The sequence below is a fragment of the Flavobacterium sp. CR10 genome (genome assembly GCF_055814415.1).
On the sequence record NZ_CP185985.1, the window covers coordinates 2243249 to 2263632 of the forward strand.

Genomic DNA, 20384 nt, shown 5'->3' on the forward strand with positions numbered 1-20384 from the left:
TCAACAAATATATTACTTGCTTTTCAATTCATCAAGGTGATTTTTCAAATCAATTCCTTTAATTTTCGGTTTAATTTTCGGTTCTGCAATCGGAATTTCTATATTAAAAATAGAACCTCTTTTTAGTTTCGAATCAATTGCAAAAGAGCCATTTAGTTTTTTGATGCGGTTCTCGAGATTAATAAAACCAATTCCTTTAGAATAGTTTTTCGTTTCAAAACCAATTCCATTATCTTCAAACATAACATTAAATATATTTTCAATATAGTTCAGCTGGATTTCCACTTCCGAAGCCTTTGCATGTTTAATCGTATTCGTTAAAAGTTCCTGGATAATTTTGAAAACCTCAATCTGAATATTTTCATCCAGTTCATTAATTTCTTTCTTCGGAAATGGAATATACGAAATCTTGATTTTGCTTGCTTCACTGATATTTTTCAAATACGATTCGAGAACTTCTAAAAAATTATTCTGGCTGAATTTCTTTGGAAGAAGTGTATGTGATAAATTTCGAACCTGCTGATACGTTTCATCCAATTGAAGACTGATTCTTTGAATAGTAGAAAAATCAGAAGCATTCAAATGATTGACTTGTAGTTTTATAGCAGCTAAATTTCCGCCAATACTATCGTGCAATTCCTGCGAAATTCGCTTTCTTTCCTTGTCTTGTCCGCTTATCGAAGCTTTTATCAGTTCTAATTCCTGTTCTTTTAGAATGCCATCAATTTTTTGTGAACTGATTTCTGCTTGTTTGATATTAAGTAAACGCTGAACTTTAAATCGCTTATAATACTGAAACAAAAGGCCCATTATCGGAATAAGTAAAACCAGAAAAGCAATAACGGTAAACCATCGCATTTTTTTCTGCTGATTGATTTCTAAAGCCTTCAATTGCTGATCTTTCTTTAAAAGAGCAATTTCATTTCTTTTTTTGTTCGATGAATTCTGAAACGCCAGAATTGTATTTTCGTTATTTTTCTTCGAAATTTCCTCTTGCAGAATCATGTTTTTTATGGCCTCTTCCTGATTGGCAAGCGTCAGTTTTCTAGCTTCGTTTTCAAACTTTAAAGTTTCGATTTCTTTTTGTTTTTGTGCCGTTTTGTATTTGACTTCTAACTCATTAATCTCTTTTATTTTCTGAAGATTATTGATAGAATCTTTTATGTGTGTCGATTTTTCAAAAAATGAATAAGCACTTTTATAATCGTCCTGAAGAATAGCGATTTTTCTCAATTCATCATAAATATAACTCTGATTTTGAAGTAGACCAAAATGAACAGATTTCTGAAGCGCTTCAGAAAATATCAGTTTAGCTTCGTTGTATTTTTTCAAAGAAATATAAGTATCTCCAATACTGCTGCGGGAAACAATAGACAGTTGGTTTAGTTCGCTTTTATCAGCAATAGCAAGTGCTTCCTGAAACATTTTTAAAGCTTCCTGAGATTTATTTTGCAGTTGATAATTCTCTCCGAGACCTAGTAAAACAATAACTCGTCCCTGATTATTATTGGTTTTTTCGCAGAGTACTTTTCCTTTTTTATAAAAAATATTGGCATTGTCGTAATCTTTCAGCTTCGAATAAATGTCTCCAATATTGATATAACTTCCTAAGATAATTTCGTTGTCATCTTTATATTCCAAACATTGTTTGAACAATTCCAGTGCATTGTCATAATCGCCCAATTCACTGTATGTTTGTGCCAAACCGTGCGTGTGGGTATAATAAAGATTTGTTTCGTTGTATTTTTGAGAAGCTTCAATACCTTTTAAGTGCCATTTTTTACTTTCATTCAGCAAACCTCTTTTTTTATAATTGATGGCCAGCAAATTATAGCCAAGTGAAAAAAGCCTGCTTTTTAATGAATCGTTTACAGCAGTATTAAATTTTAGAGCCTGGTGAGTATAATAAATAGAAGAATCTATAATGGCTCTTTTATTGAAATAATAAGCCAGAAGCAGATTAGTTCTTGCAAGAGCTCTATTGTCCGCAGTCCCTGATTTTAGAATAGAATGTGCTTTTTTGTAAGCCTTTTTCTCTTCGCCTTTATTGTACAAATCATAAAGGGCCAGTGTATTTTTATCCTCTTTAATTTTTAGAGGATTTCTGGAAACAAAATTCTTCTTTTTCGTTTCAATCTGAGCTTGCAGACCAAACGATAAAAAGATGAAAATCAATAAATATAATCTTCCTGACCAGATCGCCATACGCTTTTGGTTTGTATCCTAAATAAAAAATAGAATAGTTTTAAAGTCTTGTAAACTTGGGATTTAAGAAGCCAATTAATTCTTGGCTTGGAGGTAAAAGTACTACAAAACAATCAAAATAATATTTCTAAAAATAAAATTATTAAGCAAAGTTGTGATATTAACCGTTTTTAAAACCTTTGGTAATCAGATTTTTAAGTGTGATTAAAACTCTAAAACTTTCTTAAAATCATTTGAATGCATTTTTGGTTGTAGTAAATTAGTGAGACTACATTTAAAAAATCAAATTATGAATACGAAGATATTTTTAGCCATAGCATTGTTTATTATAACAATCTCGGCCAGCGCGCAGAAGAAAATCGAAGTAACCGAATTGCCAAAACCGGCACAGGAATTTCTGAAGAAGCATTTTAACCATACTTCGGTAGAAAAAGCTCAAAAAGATCCTGAACATGGAGAAAAAGGTTATGAAGTAAAACTGAAAGACGGAACAGAGGTGGAGTTCTGGAAAGACGGTTCGTACCGTGAAGTTGATGGCGGAGATAACCCAATTCCAACCGATTTTATTCCAGATAATATTAAGGCTTATGTAGCCAAAAATCATCCGAACGAAAAAATAACGCACATCGACTATGGACACAAAGATCTCGATGTCGATCTGACTAGTAAAATTGATTTAGAGTTTACCAAAGAAGGTAAAATTCTAAAAGACAAAAAGAACAATGTTCAAAAATAAAGGATCAGGACAGAAATTAATATTCCTAACCAACTGCTATTTATAAGACGGTTGGTTGGGAATATTTTGTCTAATCTCAGTTTTTCTAAAGAACATCTTGAGGGAAAATAGCTTATATTTACATCTTTATTTTTTATTTCATGGAAGAAAATAAACATGTAACGATTTATGACATTGCCGAGAGACTTAATCTGGCAACATCTACTATTTCACGAGCTTTAAAAGATCATCACACGATAAGTGATAAGACGATTAAGAAAGTGAAAAAAACTGCTGAAGAAATGGGTTTTGTCCCAAATACTTTAGCAGCAGGTTTACGTGGCAACAAAACTAGGACAATTGGTGTTTTGATTCCTACCGTTACACAGCCCTTTTTGTCTTCTTTAATTAGCGGAATCGAAATCACAGCTCAAAAATCGGATTATACGGTAATCATTATGCAGTCGCATGATTCGTATGAAGAAGAAGTGAATATGGCGAAATCTTTGTACTCAAATCGCGTAAGCGGCGTAATTTGTTCTCTAGCGATGGAAACTAGAGATACGGCTCATTTTCATCAGTTTTCCAACAATAATATTCCGTTGGTTTTTGTCGACAGGGTTCCAAAAGGTTATAATACTTTCAGGGTAGTAATTGACAATTATACAGCAGGTTACAAAGCAACCAAACATCTCATTGAACAAGGTTGTATTCGTATTGCACATTTTACAGCTGGTTCTGAATTAGGGAATCTGTATAACGAAAGAAAAAGAGGTTATATAGAAGCCTTAAAAGATCATAATATCGAAATTGAGGAAGAACTGATTATCAATCTAAATTCTGTTACTTACGAAGACGGTGTTAAAGCTAGTAATGCTTTATTCGATTTAAAGCCACTTCCAGACGGATTGTTTGCGCCAGGAGATATTTTGGCTGTAAGCGCTGTTCAAACTGCTAAAAAACGCGGTATTAAAGTACCCGAAGAATTCAAAGTTATTGGTTTTAATAATGATCCAATTTCGCAGATTATAGATCCGAATTTATCGACTATTACGCATCCAGCTGAAAAAATGGGAAAGGCGGCGGCTGAAATTATCATTAAAAATTTAAAATCGTCTAAAAATGACGATGCTAAAGAAATCACTTTTTTAAATACAGAAGTACTCGCAAGAGAATCTACTCAGAAATAAAGCTAAAAAATTTTTTAACATACCATAGAGCAGGATAGTTTTTATAATTATCCTGCTTTTATTTGTTATATAAATTATTTTTTTAGAAAAAAAAGTAGCTAAAATTTTTTTCTTACATAACAATCCTATATTTTTACGCAACCGATTGCAATTGTTGTTTTATTTCGAATAATATATTTTTTGAATTAAAATTTTATCAAATGCTCTAAACAAGAAATAAAATATTGTTGTTTAAAAAAAGATTTTAAAAGAATAAAATTAACCAATGACTTTACTAAGATTTGTTTTTCTGTTTTTTCTGATTTCCTTTTCAGCTTCAGCACAAAAGGATTATAAACTTTGGCTTCAGTATAATGCCGTTACCAATTCTGGAATGGCTTCAGAATACAAAAACAATATTAAAGGAATCGCAATATTAGGAAATTCTGAAACCATAAAAATTGCTGAAAAAGAACTGAAAACGGCATTTTTGACCATGTTGGGAAATATTCCTGAAATTAAATCAGAAGTAAAAGGAGAGAATAATATTATTGTAGGTTCACAGTCAAATTTAAATGCAGAAATTAAAAATGAACTGCAGTCTGATTTTGATAAAATAAATAATGAAGGTTTTATCATAAGATCTTTTTCCCTTAAGAATAAAAGACAAATTGTTATTACGGGAAAAAATGATGTTGCCGTTTTATACGGAGTTTTTAATTTCTTGAGAATACTGCAGACGAATAAATCGATTAAAAACTTAAATATTGCTGATTCTCCTAAGACCAATATCAGAATCCTAAATCACTGGGATAATCTGGACAGAACTATCGAACGTGGTTACGCTGGATTTTCTCTTTGGAACTGGCAGAAATTGCCTGATTTTATCGATCAGCGCTATATTGATTATGCCAGAGCGAATGCTTCAATCGGAATTAACGGTACGGTTTTAACGAATGTAAATGCAAACGCTTTAATTCTTACTCCGCAATATTTAGAGAAAGTAGAAGCTTTGGCCAATGTTTTCAGGCCTTACGGAATAAAAGTGTATTTAACTGCAAGATTTTCGGCGCCTATTGAAATTGGGAAGCTAAAGACTGCCGATCCAAATGATCCTGAAGTGATGAATTGGTGGAAAAACAAGTCGGCAGAAATTTATAAACGAATTCCAGATTTTGGCGGATTTTTGGTAAAAGCCAATTCAGAAGGTCAGCCAGGACCACAAAATTACGGAAGAGATCATGTCGATGGAGCCAATATGCTGGCCGATGCCGTTGCGCCTTTTGGCGGAGTAGTTATGTGGAGAGCATTTGTCTATTCTGAACATGACGCGAACGATCGTGCCAAACAGGCTTATGCTGAATTTCAGCCGTACGATGGAAAATTCAGGGAAAATGTAATTGTTCAGGTCAAAAACGGAGCCATCGATTTTCAACCACGAGAACCATTTCATCCATTATTTGGAGCAATGCCAAAAACGCCTTTAATGATGGAATTTCAAATTACACAGGAATATTTAGGTTTCAGCACGCATTTGGTTTTCCTTCCTAAATTATTTCAGGAAGTTCTGGAATCCGATACTTATCAAAAAGGAAAAGGTTCAACCGTCGCCAAAGTGATTGACGGCACTTTATATCAAAATAAACTAACAGGAATCGCAGGCGTTGCTAATATTGGAAACGACTTAAACTGGACAGGACATCCGTTTGCACAGGCCAATTGGTACGGTTTCGGAAGACTGGCATGGAATCCGTATCTGGATTCAGAAACCATTGCCGACGAATGGTTAAGAAGTACTTTTTCTAATGATGAAAACTTCATCAAACCAGTAAAAAATGTCATGATAGAATCTCGTGAAGCCGTTGTCAATTATATGACACCACTTGGTCTGCATCATATCATGGACACGGGACATCATTATGGGCCAGGACCGTGGGTTTCCAATTTATCAAGACCAGAATGGAATCCGACCTATTATCATAAAGCAGATAAAAACGGGATTGGTTTTGACAGATCGAAATCGGGAACCAATGCCGTTTCGCAATACGCACCAGAAGTCGCAAATCTCTTTGATAACTTAGAAACCTGTCCTGAAAAAGACCTTTTGTGGTTTCATCATGTTTCGTGGGATTATAAACTAAAAAATGGTCAAACGCTTTGGAATGGTCTGGCGCTAAAATATCAGGAAGGCGTAAATCAGGTCAAAGAGATGCAGGAGATTTGGAAGAAAACGGAAAAATATATCGACAGCGAACGTTTTAAAGAAGTCGAAATGTTATTGGAAATTCAGTATAAAGAAGCAAAATGGTGGCGCGATGCTTGTTTGCTGTATTTTCAGCAATTTTCAGGAAAAGAACTTCCTCCTAGTGTAGAAAAACCAACGCAGACTTTAGAGCATTTCAAATCATTAAAATTCCCTTTTGCACCGGGGAATGGATAAATAAATAATTGTAACGCGGATGATACGGATTCGCTATAGCGAAGACACGGAAAAAAGACGGATTTTTTCCATTTAAAATAAGAATAAAAAATCCGTATATATCAGCGTTTTCGCTATAGCGAATCCGTGTCATCAGCGTTCAAAAAATGTATAATAAAAATTATGAGCAAAAAAACGGCAATTGTAACCGGAGGAAATTCGGGATTAGGTTTTGCAACCGCAAAAAAACTTTGTGACAACGGAATCACAACTTATATAATCGGAAGATCAAAAGAAAAAACAGAAGAAGCCTGCAAAGAAATTGGTGAAAATGCTGTTCCTGTCATCTTTGATCTAAATAATCTAGCCGGAATTCCCGAAATGATCGCAAGTATTACGAAGAATGGGCCAGTAGATATTTTGGTTAACAATGCAGGCATCAATATGAAAAAAGAAATTCCAGATGTAACTGATGAAGATTTTCTTTCGATAATTCATACCAATTTGCTTAGTGTTTTTGCTGTAAGCCGAGAAGTGATAAAAAACATGAAAGAAAATGGAGGAGGAAGCATCATCAATATAAGTTCTATGGCATCACAATACGGAATCCCAAAAGTTATTGCGTATTCGTCAAGCAAAGGCGCAATCGAAGCCATGACTCGTGCTATGGCAGTTGAATTGGCACAGTTTGGTATTCGTGCGAATTGTATTGCTCCAGGATTCATTAAAACCAAAATGTCTTCGACGGCACTTGACAACGATCCTGAAAGAAAAAATAAAGTATTAGGAAGAACACCAATGGGGTATTTAGGAGAACCATCAGATATTGCAGACGCGGTATATTATTTCGCTTTAAGCGAATCAAAATATACTACTGGTACAGTATTGCCAGTTGATGGTGGAAATAGTATTGGTTTTTAATTGTGAAAATGTCACAAAGGCGCTAAGGCCTAAAGGTTTTCTTTAGAGTTTTTCTACCATTAAGGTATTAAGAAAATTAAGCAAAACTTTGAACTCAATCGTTATGATAAAAAGGAAATTAAGGCGTGACTTTATGGACTTAAACCTAAAGAAAAAAGGATAATTAAAGGCTTAGCTTTATGAACTTAATACCTTAATGGTAGAAAAAAAACTTTGTGCCTTAGCGCCTTAGTGGCAAAAAAAAAGAAGTATGATTAAAATGCAGCAAACCATGCGATGGTTCGGACCAAATGATAATGTTAAACTAATTGACATTAAGCAATCTGGCGCAACCGGAATCGTAACCGCATTGCATCAGATTCCTGTTGGCGAGATTTGGACGGTTGAAGAAATTCAGGAAAGACAGCTGATGATTAGAAATGAAGGGTTGGAATGGACTGTAGTTGAAAGTCTACCTGTTCATGAAGAAATCAAACGAGCTTCGGGAAATTATCAGCAATACATTGAAAATTATAAAATCAGTTTGCAAAATCTGGCAGAATGCGGAATCAAAACCATAACCTACAATTTCATGCCGATTCTGGATTGGGTGCGAACCAATCATAATTTTATAAACGAAGACAAAAGCAGAGCTTTGTTATACGATCAGGATGCTTTTACTTATTTTGATGTTTTTCTCTTGAAAAGACCAAATTCAGAAAATGATTATTCTGATGCTCAAAAAGAAAAAGCACTGCAATTTGGAAGTCAGTTATCTGAAGAAGAAAAAGCATTATTGTTTAAAAATGTTTTATTAGGACTGCCAGGAAGTACAATCAATTTTACAGCAGAACAGATTTTATCTCTTTTAGAAAATTATGCCGAAATAGATAATCAAAAATTAAGAGAAAACCTGATTTATTTCTTATCAGAAGTAACTCCAATTGCGGATAAAAATGGGCAAAAATTAGCTATTCATCCAGACGATCCGCCATTTTCGGTTTTAGGTCTTCCAAGAATTGTTTCAACAGAAGCCGATCTGAAAGCTATTTTCAGCGCCGTTCCTTCAACTGCCAACGGATTATGTTATTGCACAGGTTCATTGAGCGCTGATCCCAAAAATAATCTCGAAAAAATAATAGACGATTTTGGAGATAGAATTCATTTTTTGCATCTGAGAAACACTATCCGCGAAAGCGAAACCATTTTTAGGGAATCGGAGCATTTAAATGGAAATGTCAGAATGGAAGTTGTTATAGAGAAATTACTACTATTAATGAACGAAAGAAAAATAAGTCTTCCAATGCGCCCAGATCATGGTTTTCTTCATAAAGTGGATGAAAAAACAGAAACTTACCCTGGTTATTCTCTCACAGGAAGATTAAAAGGTTTGGCTGAATTAAGAGGTCTTGAAATGGGAATTGCTTATAAATTGAATTTGTAAAATCAAATAAAAAATATTAACTATTTAAACCCAAAGACATGAAATTTATTAAACCTTATTTATTTGCCTTTACAGCTCTAGTATCTATCAGCTGTACATCGCAGAAAGAAAATCTTACTTTAAAAGATGCCTATAAAAATGATTTTTATATAGGAACCGCTCTTGATTTAAATCAGATCAATGAAAAAAATGCAAAAGAAGATTCTCTGATCCGAAAAGAATTTAATGCGATTACGGCAGAAAATATTATGAAATCAATGTTTACCCATCCGCAGAAAGATAAATACGATTTTACTCTGGCAGATAAATTTATAGCCTATGGTGAGAAGAATAAAATGTTTATTCATGGGCATACTTTGATTTGGCACAGCCAATTAGCGCCTTGGATGGAAAAAATTGCTGATAGTACAGAGATGAAAGCGTTTATGAAAGATCATATAACAACGATAGTTTCCAAATACAAGGGAAGAATTAACTCGTGGGACGTTGTAAATGAAGCTCTAAACGAAGATGGAACCTTGAGAAAATCAGTTTTTTTGAAAACACTCGGAGAGAAATATTTGGCTGATGCTTTCAAACTCGCAGCAAAAGCCGATCCGAAAGTTGATCTATATTACAACGATTATAATATTGAAGAACCTGCAAAAAGAGCTGGAGCGATTGCCTTAATCAAGAAAATTAAAGCAGCAGGCGGAAAAATTGATGGAGTTGGAATTCAGGGGCACTGGCGATTAAATAGTCCGTCAATAGAAGAAATAGAAAAAAGCATTTTAGAATATTCGGCTTTAGGACTTAAAGTCGCTTTTACAGAATTGGATATTACCGTTTTGCCAAATCCATGGGATTTGAAAGGTGCAGATGTAAATCAGAAATTTGAAGGAAGCGAAAAAATGAATCCGTATCCAAAAGCATTGCCAGATTCTATCCAAAACAAACTTGCAGAACGTTATGCGTCGATTTTTAAATTATTTTTAAAGCATAAAGACAAAATAAGCCGTGTAACATTTTGGGGCGTTCATGATGGACAATCTTGGTTAAACGACTGGCCGATCAAAGGAAGAACCAATTATCCGCTTCCATTTGATAAAGATTTAAGACATAAAAAAGCTTATGACAGCATAATAAAGCTGAAAGAAACTAAAAAATAATACCCAAAACACGTAAATTTTGATGAATTGTCTAACAATCGGTTGTGAAATAGAAAAATACATAAATAAAGCAAACTAAATTTGCAGTATATATTTTTTTGTATAATTTTACACAACCGATTGTTTTGATTGCAATTTGCTTTTCTGTAAAGTTTTTAAAACCTTGTAGGTATGTTTGAGAAGTATTTTGAAACAATTGAAAGCCGCAAGGTTGTGGAAACCTTGCAGGACGAGAACTAACTAACCACAAAACCACCAATGAGTAACATTTCACAAAAATTATCCATCAAAGAAAAAATTGGATACAGTTTAGGAGACTTAGCAGCTAATCTAGTTTTCCAGACTTTGATGACATATCTGGCGTATTTTTACACAGATATTTACGGATTATCGCCAACAGATTCTTCCATCATCATGCTGATTGTTGGATTAATAGCAGCTTTTATTTTTAATCCGATTATTGGGGTTTTGGCAGACAGAACGAGCACCAAATGGGGAAAATTTAGACCTTGGATTTTAATAACTGCTATTCCGCTTGGAGTGGTGGCTTTATTAGCTTTTTCAACTCCTGATTTCTCCTATAAAGGAAAAGTAATCTATGCTGTTGTAACCTATACCTTGCTGTTACTTTTTTATGCAGGAAACAATTTGCCGTATTCTGCTTTAAGTGGTGTGATTACGGGAGATATGGGTGAAAGGAACAGTATGTCGTCGTATCGTTTTGTTGCGGTGATGTTTGCACAGTTTTTTGTTCAGGTTTTTATGCTTGGCATTATAAAAAGTGCTGGGAACGGAGATAAGGCTGTCGGAATCGAAAAAGTTATGACTGCTTTGGCGATTATCGGAACCATCATGCTTTTAATTACATTTTTAACCACCAAAGAAAGAATCATTCCGAAGCCAGAACAAAAATCAAGCATAAAAGAAGATTTAAGCGATTTAGTTAAAAACAGACCTTGGATAATTATGCTTTCTTTGACGACTTTGGTATTTGTGACTTTGGCGATGAAAGGCGGTTCGTATGTGTATTATTTTGAGAATTATGTAGATAAAGAGCAATTGGCCGTTTTTATCGAGCCCATTTTAGATTTTCTAACTAACATAGGATTGAACCATTTTGGGAATGATCCTGTTTCGGCAGGTTTTGGATTATTTAATGCGGGCGGAATTATCTTTATGATTGTCGGAATTACGTTGTCTAAAAATCTGGCAGATAAATACGGAAAAAGAAATGTTTTTGGTGTGTTCTTATTCATATCAACCTTATTTATTATTGCTTTTTATTTCTATCCGCCAGCGTCAATTGGATTAATATTTTTCTCTCAGATCCTGCACGGATTTTTCTACGGAATCACAATCCCAATTCTTTGGGCAATGATTGCCGACGTAGCCGATTATTCGGAATGGCTGAACAATCGCCGTGCAACTGCCATTATATTTTCTGCCATGATGGTCGGACTAAAAACAGGGTTGAGTGTTGGAGGTGCGTTAACCACTTTGTTTTTAGGGTATTTTGATTACGTTCCGAATACACCTCAACAGTCTCAAACTGCCATAAACGGAATTAAATTACTGGTGAGCATTTTTCCAGCAATTCCTTTTTTGATTGGAGCTGGATTACTGTTTTTCTATAAGATCAACAAGGAAATGGAAGTACAGATTGAAACTGAGCTTAAAGAAAGAAGAAGTTAATTATTAAAAGAAAAATATCCCTATGCCTGAAGACAGCATTGAACACATTAATTTTGAAGAAATCAATAATCAGGCTATTTCGAAGCCTTTAGTATCCCATATCTACACTGCCGATCCATCGGCGCATGTATTCAACGGGAAGATTTACATTTATCCGTCGCATGACATTGATGCTGGAATTCCGTTCAATGACAACGGCGACCATTTCGGAATGGAAGACTACCATGTTTTTTCTATGGAAGACATTTCATCGGAAGCTGTTGACAATGGCGTTGCGCTCCACGTTGATGATGTTGCCTGGGCCGAAAAGCAGATGTGGGCGCCAGATGCGGCGCATAAAAACGGAAAGTATTACTTGTATTTTCCAGCCAAACGCGCCAGCGGAATTTTCCAGATTGGCGTTGCTGTTTCAGATTCTCCCGTAGGGCCTTTTGTTCCTGAAAGAGATGCCATAAAAGGCAGCTACAGCATTGATCCTGCGGTTTTTGAAGACGAAGACGGGAAACATTACATCTATTTTGGCGGAATCTGGGGCGGACAGCTTCAGAAATACCGAAATAATAAATACGATCAGAATAATGAAGAGCCTTTGGCTGAAGAGAAAGCTCTGGGACCAATTGTAGCTTTGTTAAGAGATGATATGCTTGAGTTTGCAGAAGAGCCAAAAGAAATCAAGATTTTGGATGAAAAAGGAAATGAGATTTTGGCAGGCGATAATGCGCGCCGTTTTTTTGAAGCTTCGTGGGTTCATAAGTACAATGGAAAATACTATTTCTCGTATTCAACAGGAGACACGCATTTCATCTGTTATGCAATCGGAGACAGTCCGTATGGGCCTTTTACTTATCAGGGAAGGATTCTGAATCCGGTTATCGGGTGGACATCGCACCATTCTATTTGTGAAGTGGAAGGCGAGTGGTATTTGTTTTATCATGATTCGAGCCTTTCAAAAGGAGTGACGCATCTTCGAAGCATGAAAGTGACGAAGATAGATTATTTGGAAGACGGTTCTATTGTTACGATTGATCCGTATGGAATAAGAAGATTATTTGATTAAGATTTTTGTAAAAAATTTAAGAAAAAATACAATCGGTTGTGCTGCTTGAAGTTTTGTTTTTTATTTCTCTCAAAAGAGTTTGTCATTCCGAGGAAAGAGGAATCACACGCGGGATTCGATAAAGATTGGCTTTATTCTGTACGGAGCTTCTAGTGTGATTCCTCGTTCCTCGGAATGACAAACTGGGCGGATAAATCGGTGATAATAATCTTTGCGTTCTTCGTGTCCCCGATAACTATTTGAATCGCGAATTTTGCGGTAAATTATATTGCTGAAGCTTTTTAAAAAAAAATAATGTTACGTTCATTTCTTCTGAAACCGTTACGTGTGAGGGATAGAAGTGGAAAGCCCGGAGCCTGACGAAGGAAGTGCGAGGACTTGCAACGGATAGCCTCCCGATAGTTATCGGGACAAGCACACGCCCGAAATATTAGATTAAAAGGGCTTAAAAAAATAACAATTTTAATCTAAAAAATAATTTTTTGTAAAATATTTTTAGCTACTTTAGCATAACAGAACGGAACAGAACGGTATGCTAAAAGAAGAAGAAAAATTTGAATTTATAATCAATCACGAAAGTGATATTCCGAAGTACCAGCAGTTGGTTGACGGGATTACGAATGCTATTGCGGAAAATATTTTGCAAAAGGGAGATTTATTGCCTTCTGTTAATGTAATCTGCAAAACCTATCAGCTTTCGAGAGACACGGTTTTTAAGGCGTATTCGATTTTGAAAGACCAAAAAGTAATTGATTCTGTGCCGAATAAAGGTTATTATGTGGCAGGTGAAACAAGAAAAGTTCTTTTGGTTTTGGATACGTTTAAGGCTTATAAAGAGGTTTTGTATCATTCGTTTGTGAACAATCTGCCAGATAATGTGATTACTGATGTGCAGTTTCATCATTATAATATTGATGTTTTTAAAACGATCATCAATAACGGAATCGGGAAGTATTATAAATATGTGGTGATGAATTTTGATCACCGAGATATTGCTCCAGCGTTATCAGCAATTGCAAGCGATAAATTGCTTTTGATTGATTGGAATATTCAGGCCGATAAAACGAATAATTACATTTTTCAGGATTTCGGGAAAGCTTTTTATGAGTCTTTGACGGAGGCTGTTGATTTGTTTAAAAAGTATAAAAAGATACAATTTGTATATCCTGATTTTACGAATCATCCGTGGGAAACGGTGGAGTTTTTTAAGAAATTTTGTGCTGATTTTGGTTTTGAACACGAAGTGATTACAGATCCTAAAAAGTTCAATATTGAAAAAGGAATTGCCTACATCAGCGTAAGCGACAGGATTTTAGGGCACTTTTTAGAGCAGTGCAAAGAGAAAGATTACGAACCGGGAAAAGATGTTGGCTTTTTATCGTACAACGAAACCCCGATGAAGAAATTTATATACAAAGGAATTTCGGTTGTTTCGACCGATTTTAAAGAAATGGGAACCAAAGCAGCGGCATTTATTACGCATGACGAAGAAACGAAGTGTTATGTGCCGACAAAATTAATAATAAGAGAATCATTGTAAGTATGTATTATATCGGATATGATATTGGAAGTTCTTCTGTGAAAGCAGCAATTGTTGAAGCAGAAACGGGTAAAAAAGTAATCGTTTTGAATGAACCTCAGAACGAAATGGAAATTCTTTCGATTCACCCAGACTGGGCAGAACAAGATCCTGAAATCTGGTGGCAACACATTTGTACGGCAACTAAAAGAGCGATAAAAGAAGCAAATGTTGATGCCTCTAAAATTCAAGGAATTGGTATCTCGTACCAAATGCACGGATTGGTGATTGTTGATAACAATGGTAAAGCGCTTCGAAATTCAATTATTTGGTGCGACAGTCGTGCAGTTGAAATTGGAAATAAGGCTTTCGCTGAAATTGGAGAAGAGAAATGCATGTCGCATTTATTGAATTCGCCAGGAAATTTTACCGCTTCTAAATTGAAATGGGTTAAAGAAAATGAACCAGGAATTTACAATAAAATTGCTAAATACATGCTTCCTGGAGATTATATCGCTTTGAAATTGACAGGCGAAGTAACGACGACCAAAAATGGTTTGTCTGAAGGAATGCTTTGGGATTATAAAGAAAATAAAGTAGCCGATTGGCTTTTGGAATATTACGGAATTGATACAGGATTGACTCCGAAAATTGTAGAAAACTTTACAAATCAAGGTGTCGTTACAGAAAAAGCTGCTGCAGAATCTGGATTGCCAGCTGGAATTCCGATTGTTTATAGAGCAGGAGATCAGCCAAATAATGCACTTTCATTAAATGTATTGAATCCGGGAGAAGTGGCGGCTACGGGCGGAACTTCGGGCGTTTTTTATGCGGTTAGCGAAATGTCTTCTGGAAAAAGCACAAGAGTAAACAATTTCGTTCATGTAAACTATGAATTGGAAACGCCGAGAGTGGGTAAGCTTTTGAATATTAACGGAGCAGGAATTCAGTACAGATGGCTTCGCAATAATATGGGGAACGAAAGTTATGAGGTAATGAATGAAAAAGCTTCTAATGTTGAAATTGGATCAGAAGGCGTTGTGGTGATTCCGTTTGGGAATGGTGCCGAGCGTATGTTTAACAATAAAACTATTGGAACACACTTTTTAAACCTCAACTTAAATATTCATAACAGTGCGCATCTGTTTAGAGCATCTCTTGAAGGAATCGCTTTTTCGTTTGTGTACGGAATGGAATGTTTAAAAGATGATAATGCAACGATTAATGTCATTAGAGCTGGAAATGATAATCTTTTCCGTTCGGAGATTTTCTCGAATACGGTGGCAACTTTAATTGGTCACGAAATTGAAATTTACAATACAACAGGAGCAGTTGGCGCAGCGAGAGCGGTTGGCTTAAAAGATGGAGATTACAGCAAATTTGGAGCTAACGTAAGTGACAACGATCACGTAATGACATTTTTGCCACTTCACAATAAAGAACCTTATGAAACTGCTTATAAAAAATGGAAACAAGAATTAGAATTAATATTAACAAATAAATAAAAAAATCAAATGATAGTTTTAGGAGATAAAGAATACTACAAAGGTATTGGCCAAATTAAGTTTGAAGGAAAAGAATCTGACAATCCGTTGGCATTTAAATATTACAATCCGGACCAGGTTGTAGCTGGAAAAACAATGCGTGAGCACTTTAAATTTGCTATCGCTTACTGGCATACTTTCTGCGGACAAGGTAGCGATCCATTCGGGCCAGGGACTCAAAATTTTGCTTGGGATGCTTCATCAGATCCTTATCAAGCTGCAAAAGATAAAGCAGATGCTGCTTTTGAATTCATCAGCAAAATGGGATTCGATTATTTCTGTTTCCACGATTACGATTTGATTGCTGAAGGAGCAACTTTTGCAGAATCAGAAAAACGTTTGGCTTTTATTACAGATTACTTAAAACAGAAAAAAGCAGAATCTGGAATTAAATTGCTTTGGGGAACTTCAAACTGTTTCTCAAATCCAAGATTCATGAACGGTGCGGCTACAAATCCAGATTTTAATGTAGTGGCAAGAGCTGGAGGACAAGTAAAATTAGCGCTTGATGCAACAATCGCTTTAGGCGGAGAAAACTATGTATTCTGGGGTGGTAGAGAAGGTTATATGTCTTTATTAAACACCGATATGGGTAGAGAACTTGACCACATGGCGCAATTCTTGGCAATGTCTAGAGACTACGCAAGGGCTCAAGGTTTCAAAGGAACTTTCTTTATCGAGCCAAAACCAATGGAACCATCTAAACACCAATACGATTTCGACTCTGCAACTGCGATTGGATTCTTGAAAGAATATGGTTTAGATAAAGATTTCAAAATCAACATCGAGGTAAACCACGCTACTTTGGCACAGCATACTTTCCAACACGAATTAGAAGTGGCTGCAAAAGCTGGAATGTTAGGAAGCATCGATGCGAACAGAGGGGATTACCAAAACGGTTGGGATACAGACCAATTCCCAAATAATATCCAAGAAACTACTGAAGCTATGTTGGTTTTCTTAAAAGCTGGCGGACTACAAGGCGGTGGAGTTAATTTTGATGCGAAAATTAGAAGAAACTCAACAGATTTAGAAGATGTTTTCTTAGCGCACATTGGCGGTGCTGATACTTTTGCAAGAGCTTTATTGACTGCTGATAAAATCATCACTTCTTCTCCTTACGAGAAATTGAGAAAAGAAAGATACAGCTCATTTGATTCTGGAAAAGGAAAAGATTTTGCTGATGGCAAATTAAGCTTGAAAGATCTTTACACTATCGCTCACGAAAATGGAGAATTAAACCTTCAAAGCGGTAAACAAGAATTATTTGAAAATATCATCAACCAATATATTTAATTGGTTTAGATTTTAATATTAAACCTAACAGGTTTTAAAAACCTGTTAGGTTTCTACAAAATATTTAGTGAGACAGAAAATCTAAAAACTTTGAAAATGTGTATTAAGATTATGGCTTTTTTCTTGAGATTTGAAAAAAGTAGATTTAAGGTTTAGTTGCTATTTTTTGAAAATTAAATAGAATCAAAAGTCAGTTTGATAAAAAAATAAGAGGATATTTTTTATTGAAGGTTTTTTGAAGAGCAGAATCAATCGAAATGCACATTTTTCACTCACTAAAATTTTACTTAAGCAAAGAAATACATACAGTTTGTCATTTCGACGAAGGAGAAATCTCCGTAAGTAGCTCTACAAAGTAAATAACCAATCTTTGTCGAGTTTCTCGTGAAGATTTCTCCTTCGTCGAAATGACAGACTATGCGATTCATTCGTCGAAAAAACAATTAAAACAATTAACAAAACCAAAAAACTTATGAAATTTTTTATTGACACTGCCAATCTTCAGGACATTGAAGAAGCGCAGGCTTTAGGTGTTTTAGACGGCGTAACCACCAATCCGTCTTTAATGGCAAAAGAAGGTATTACAGGAAAAGAAAATATTTTAAACCATTATCTGGCTATTTGCAATATCGTTGACGGTGATGTTTCTGCTGAGGTAATCTCTACAGACTTTGAAGGAATGGTAAGAGAAGGTGAAGAATTAGCCGCTTTACATCCGCAAATCGTTGTAAAATTGCCTATGATTGGAGATGGTGTAAAAGCTTGTAAATATTTTTCTTCAAAAGGAATTCGCACCAATGTGACCTTAGTTTTTTCTGCTGGTCAGGCATTATTGGCTGCAAAAGCAGGAGCAACTTATGTTTCTCCATTTCTAGGAAGATTAGATGACGTTTCTACAGACGGAATGAACCTAATTGCTGAAATCAGAGAGATTTACGATAATTACGATTATCAAACTCAAATCCTTTCGGCTTCTGTAAGACACACGATGCATATTATCAATTGCGCTAAAATTGGATCCGATGTTATGACTGGACCATTATCGGCAATTAAAGGTTTGTTGAAACATCCATTGACAGATATTGGATTGAAACAGTTTGTTGAAGATGCTAAAAAAATGAATCTCTAGACTAAAATAAACTACAAATTAAAAAAGCTCTTTTCGTTCTGAAAAGAGCTTTTTTTGATAATAGGAAAGACTGTTTGAAAAAAGAACTTCTTCTGATTTTGTACGTTCAAATCCAATCATTTTATACATCTGAAGTGCTTCATCTTGTGATTTTTGAATAGGTTAAACATTATTTTAATGCATTCCCATTAATTATTTGTTAAGCACTTTTTCTGCTTTTTATAAGAGAAAGATTGTTATACCAAACAAAGTATTTCATTTTTTACGCGAAATACTACAAACCCTTATTTTTCAGTTCGTTTTTAACTTCAAATGTTAATAATATGTTTCTTTTTAGAGAGGTTTTATTAATGTAAACGTAACCTAATCGACCTACCCTCAGCTTTAATTTTGGAGACATATAAGAAGAAACCAATACTTTGTATATGCCAATTTTTAAACAGCACGATCATTATCAAGACGAAATCAGAAAAAGTGTTTTGGCTCACACTTTTGATTTGATTATTCATATCAAAATAATGAATCATGTATAAGAAGTTTACAGACGAAGAACTTGTCGAATTATTAAAATCAGGCAAGGATAAAGCTTTTGATGAACTTTATTTCCGATATCGAGATCTGCTCGTTCGATTCGTATATCTCCGAATGAAATCGATTGCCATTTCAGAAGAAATTGTGCAGGAAGTTTTTACCTCTATTTGGGAAAGACGCAAAACAATTGTAATCCAGAAAAGTTTTGCGGCGTACATCTACACTTCGGTTCGCTATATGACTTTAGATTATATAAAATCGCACGAAGTTACTGATCAATACATTCAAGAAGTTTTAAAAAAAAACACTGTTTCGCAAACCAGTTATAATGCGATCGAGGATTCTATTTATTATGACGAGTTGCAAAAAGCGGTTGACGAAGCGGCATCATTACTTCCTAAAAAATCAAAAGAGGTTTTTATTCTGAGCCGTGTAAAACAGTACACCAATAAAGAAATCGCCGAAGAATTGAATGTTTCAATCGAAACCGTAAAATATCATATTACGTACTCGCTGAAATTCATGCGTACCTATTTGGGTGAATTCAATTAAAAGTAAACTTCAGATTAAGAATCTACCTTTTTCTTAACAGAAGCGTAACCTTTTGCGCCTACCTAAAATTACAATTCCCAAGACATACTAGTATAGACATAAAGAAATTATAATGCCTGAAAATTCAAATAACGAAATCAAAAATTTTTTAGAAGGAAAGTATTCCCCAAAAGGACAAGAAATGTGGAATAAATGGTACGATCGTACAGATGATTTTTTTGATAATATGGAAATGGTTCAATCAAACCGTTCAAAACTGAAAAAGGAGTTAAGACAAATAAAGAATACGAATAAAGTTACTGCTCTTTCATACAAAAATTGGGCTGTTGCGGCTTCTTTAGTTTTCCTTGTTGGATTATCAGTGTTTTTTTACTCAATATCAAATACTGTTGAAAGCAAGGAATTTGCAGTAAAACTTGGCGAACATGCTCAAATAAAATTAAGTGACGGAACAAAAATCTGGCTAAATGCTGGAAGTGTTCTTAAATATCCGAAGGAATTTAAAGGCGATACGAGAGAAGTGTATTTGAGCGGAGAAGCTTTTTTTGATGTAGCCAAAGACAAAAAGCATCCCTTTATTATTCATACTAATAAAATGGATACCAAAGTTCTTGGAACTAGTTTTAATGTTCAAGCTTATCCTGATCAGACCACGCAAGAAGTTTCGGTTGCGACAGGAAGAGTAAACGTGAAATCAACTGTTACTGAAGAGAATGTGTATGTGACGCCAGGACAAAAAGTGGTTTTTAAATCTCGGGATAATAAGCTTCAGGCTTTTAAGGATATTCCGGTAAATACCATTTCGCTTTGGCGAAAAAATATTATGGTTTTTGAAGAAACGCCTCTTTCTGAAGTTGTGGCCACAATCAACCGTAATTATAATGTTGCAATTGAAGTCAAAAACAAGAATTTAAACGATTTAAAGATTAGCGCTTATTTTAAAGAACTGCCTGCTGATCAGGTAATTGGATTGGTGTGCAACATCATCAATGCCCAATACAAAATGGATTCTGGGGTTTACAAAATCGAATAATTCTTTAAACAATAAAAATAAAACTACGTAG

General features: G+C 34.9%; 15 protein-coding genes. 14 read left to right on the plus strand and 1 reads right to left on the minus strand.

Annotation, left to right across the window (positions count from 1 at the left end):
- Positions 1–12 precede the first annotated feature (12 nt).
- Positions 13–2205 (minus strand): tetratricopeptide repeat-containing sensor histidine kinase, encoded by a 2193-nt coding sequence (locus ACNRYB_RS10050; RefSeq protein ID WP_473729968.1) that lies wholly within the window; start codon positions 2203–2205, stop codon positions 13–15.
- A gap of 289 nt (positions 2206–2494) precedes the next feature.
- Between ACNRYB_RS10050 and ACNRYB_RS10055 the strand changes: the two genes are divergently transcribed.
- The 14 genes from ACNRYB_RS10055 (at position 2495) to ACNRYB_RS10120 (ending at position 20353) form a co-directional block, all read left to right on the plus strand.
- Positions 2495–2941: a PepSY-like domain-containing protein gene (locus ACNRYB_RS10055; RefSeq protein ID WP_473729969.1), complete on the plus strand. Its 447-nt coding sequence runs from the start codon at positions 2495–2497 to the stop codon at positions 2939–2941.
- Between the two features lie 140 nt (positions 2942–3081).
- Positions 3082–4110, plus strand: a complete 1029-nt coding sequence (locus tag ACNRYB_RS10060; RefSeq protein ID WP_129748927.1) for a LacI family DNA-binding transcriptional regulator — start codon at positions 3082–3084, stop codon at positions 4108–4110.
- Positions 4111–4375: 265 nt separating this feature from the next.
- On the plus strand, positions 4376–6529 hold the full coding sequence (locus ACNRYB_RS10065; RefSeq protein WP_473729970.1) for an alpha-glucuronidase family glycosyl hydrolase: 2154 nt from the start codon (positions 4376–4378) through the stop codon (positions 6527–6529).
- A 162-nt stretch (positions 6530–6691) separates the two neighbouring features.
- The gene (locus ACNRYB_RS10070) at positions 6692–7429 is read left to right on the plus strand and encodes an SDR family NAD(P)-dependent oxidoreductase (protein ID WP_091498139.1); all 738 of its coding nucleotides are present in this window, start codon (positions 6692–6694) and stop codon (positions 7427–7429) included.
- Positions 7430–7688: 259 nt separating this feature from the next.
- The gene (gene uxuA / locus ACNRYB_RS10075; RefSeq protein WP_473730241.1) at positions 7689–8852 is read left to right on the plus strand and encodes a mannonate dehydratase; all 1164 of its coding nucleotides are present in this window, start codon (positions 7689–7691) and stop codon (positions 8850–8852) included.
- Positions 8853–8890: 38 nt separating this feature from the next.
- Positions 8891–10000 (plus strand): endo-1,4-beta-xylanase, encoded by a 1110-nt coding sequence (locus ACNRYB_RS10080; protein WP_129748929.1) that lies wholly within the window; start codon positions 8891–8893, stop codon positions 9998–10000.
- A 258-nt stretch (positions 10001–10258) separates the two neighbouring features.
- Positions 10259–11692 carry an MFS transporter gene (locus tag ACNRYB_RS10085; protein WP_129748930.1) on the plus strand — a complete coding sequence of 478 codons (1434 nt, stop codon included), beginning with the start codon at positions 10259–10261 and terminating at the stop codon, positions 11690–11692.
- Between the two features lie 22 nt (positions 11693–11714).
- The gene (locus ACNRYB_RS10090; RefSeq protein ID WP_129748931.1) at positions 11715–12749 is read left to right on the plus strand and encodes a glycoside hydrolase family 43 protein; all 1035 of its coding nucleotides are present in this window, start codon (positions 11715–11717) and stop codon (positions 12747–12749) included.
- 532 nt (positions 12750–13281) lie between these two features.
- A complete protein-coding gene (locus ACNRYB_RS10095) occupies positions 13282–14289 on the plus strand; it encodes a GntR family transcriptional regulator (protein WP_129748932.1) in 1008 nt (335 codons plus the stop codon).
- Between the two features lie 2 nt (positions 14290–14291).
- Positions 14292–15773: a xylulokinase gene (locus ACNRYB_RS10100; protein ID WP_129748933.1), complete on the plus strand. Its 1482-nt coding sequence runs from the start codon at positions 14292–14294 to the stop codon at positions 15771–15773.
- Positions 15774–15782: 9 nt separating this feature from the next.
- Positions 15783–17108 carry a xylose isomerase gene (xylA, locus tag ACNRYB_RS10105; protein WP_129748934.1) on the plus strand — a complete coding sequence of 442 codons (1326 nt, stop codon included), beginning with the start codon at positions 15783–15785 and terminating at the stop codon, positions 17106–17108.
- Positions 17109–17580: 472 nt separating this feature from the next.
- Positions 17581–18237, plus strand: a complete 657-nt coding sequence (gene fsa, locus ACNRYB_RS10110; RefSeq protein WP_129748935.1) for a fructose-6-phosphate aldolase — start codon at positions 17581–17583, stop codon at positions 18235–18237.
- 525 nt (positions 18238–18762) lie between these two features.
- Positions 18763–19320, plus strand: coding sequence for an RNA polymerase sigma-70 factor (locus ACNRYB_RS10115; RefSeq protein ID WP_473729971.1), 558 nt, complete (start codon positions 18763–18765; stop codon positions 19318–19320).
- A 112-nt stretch (positions 19321–19432) separates the two neighbouring features.
- Positions 19433–20353: a FecR family protein gene (locus ACNRYB_RS10120; protein WP_473729972.1), complete on the plus strand. Its 921-nt coding sequence runs from the start codon at positions 19433–19435 to the stop codon at positions 20351–20353.
- Positions 20354–20384: the final 31 nt, after the last annotated feature.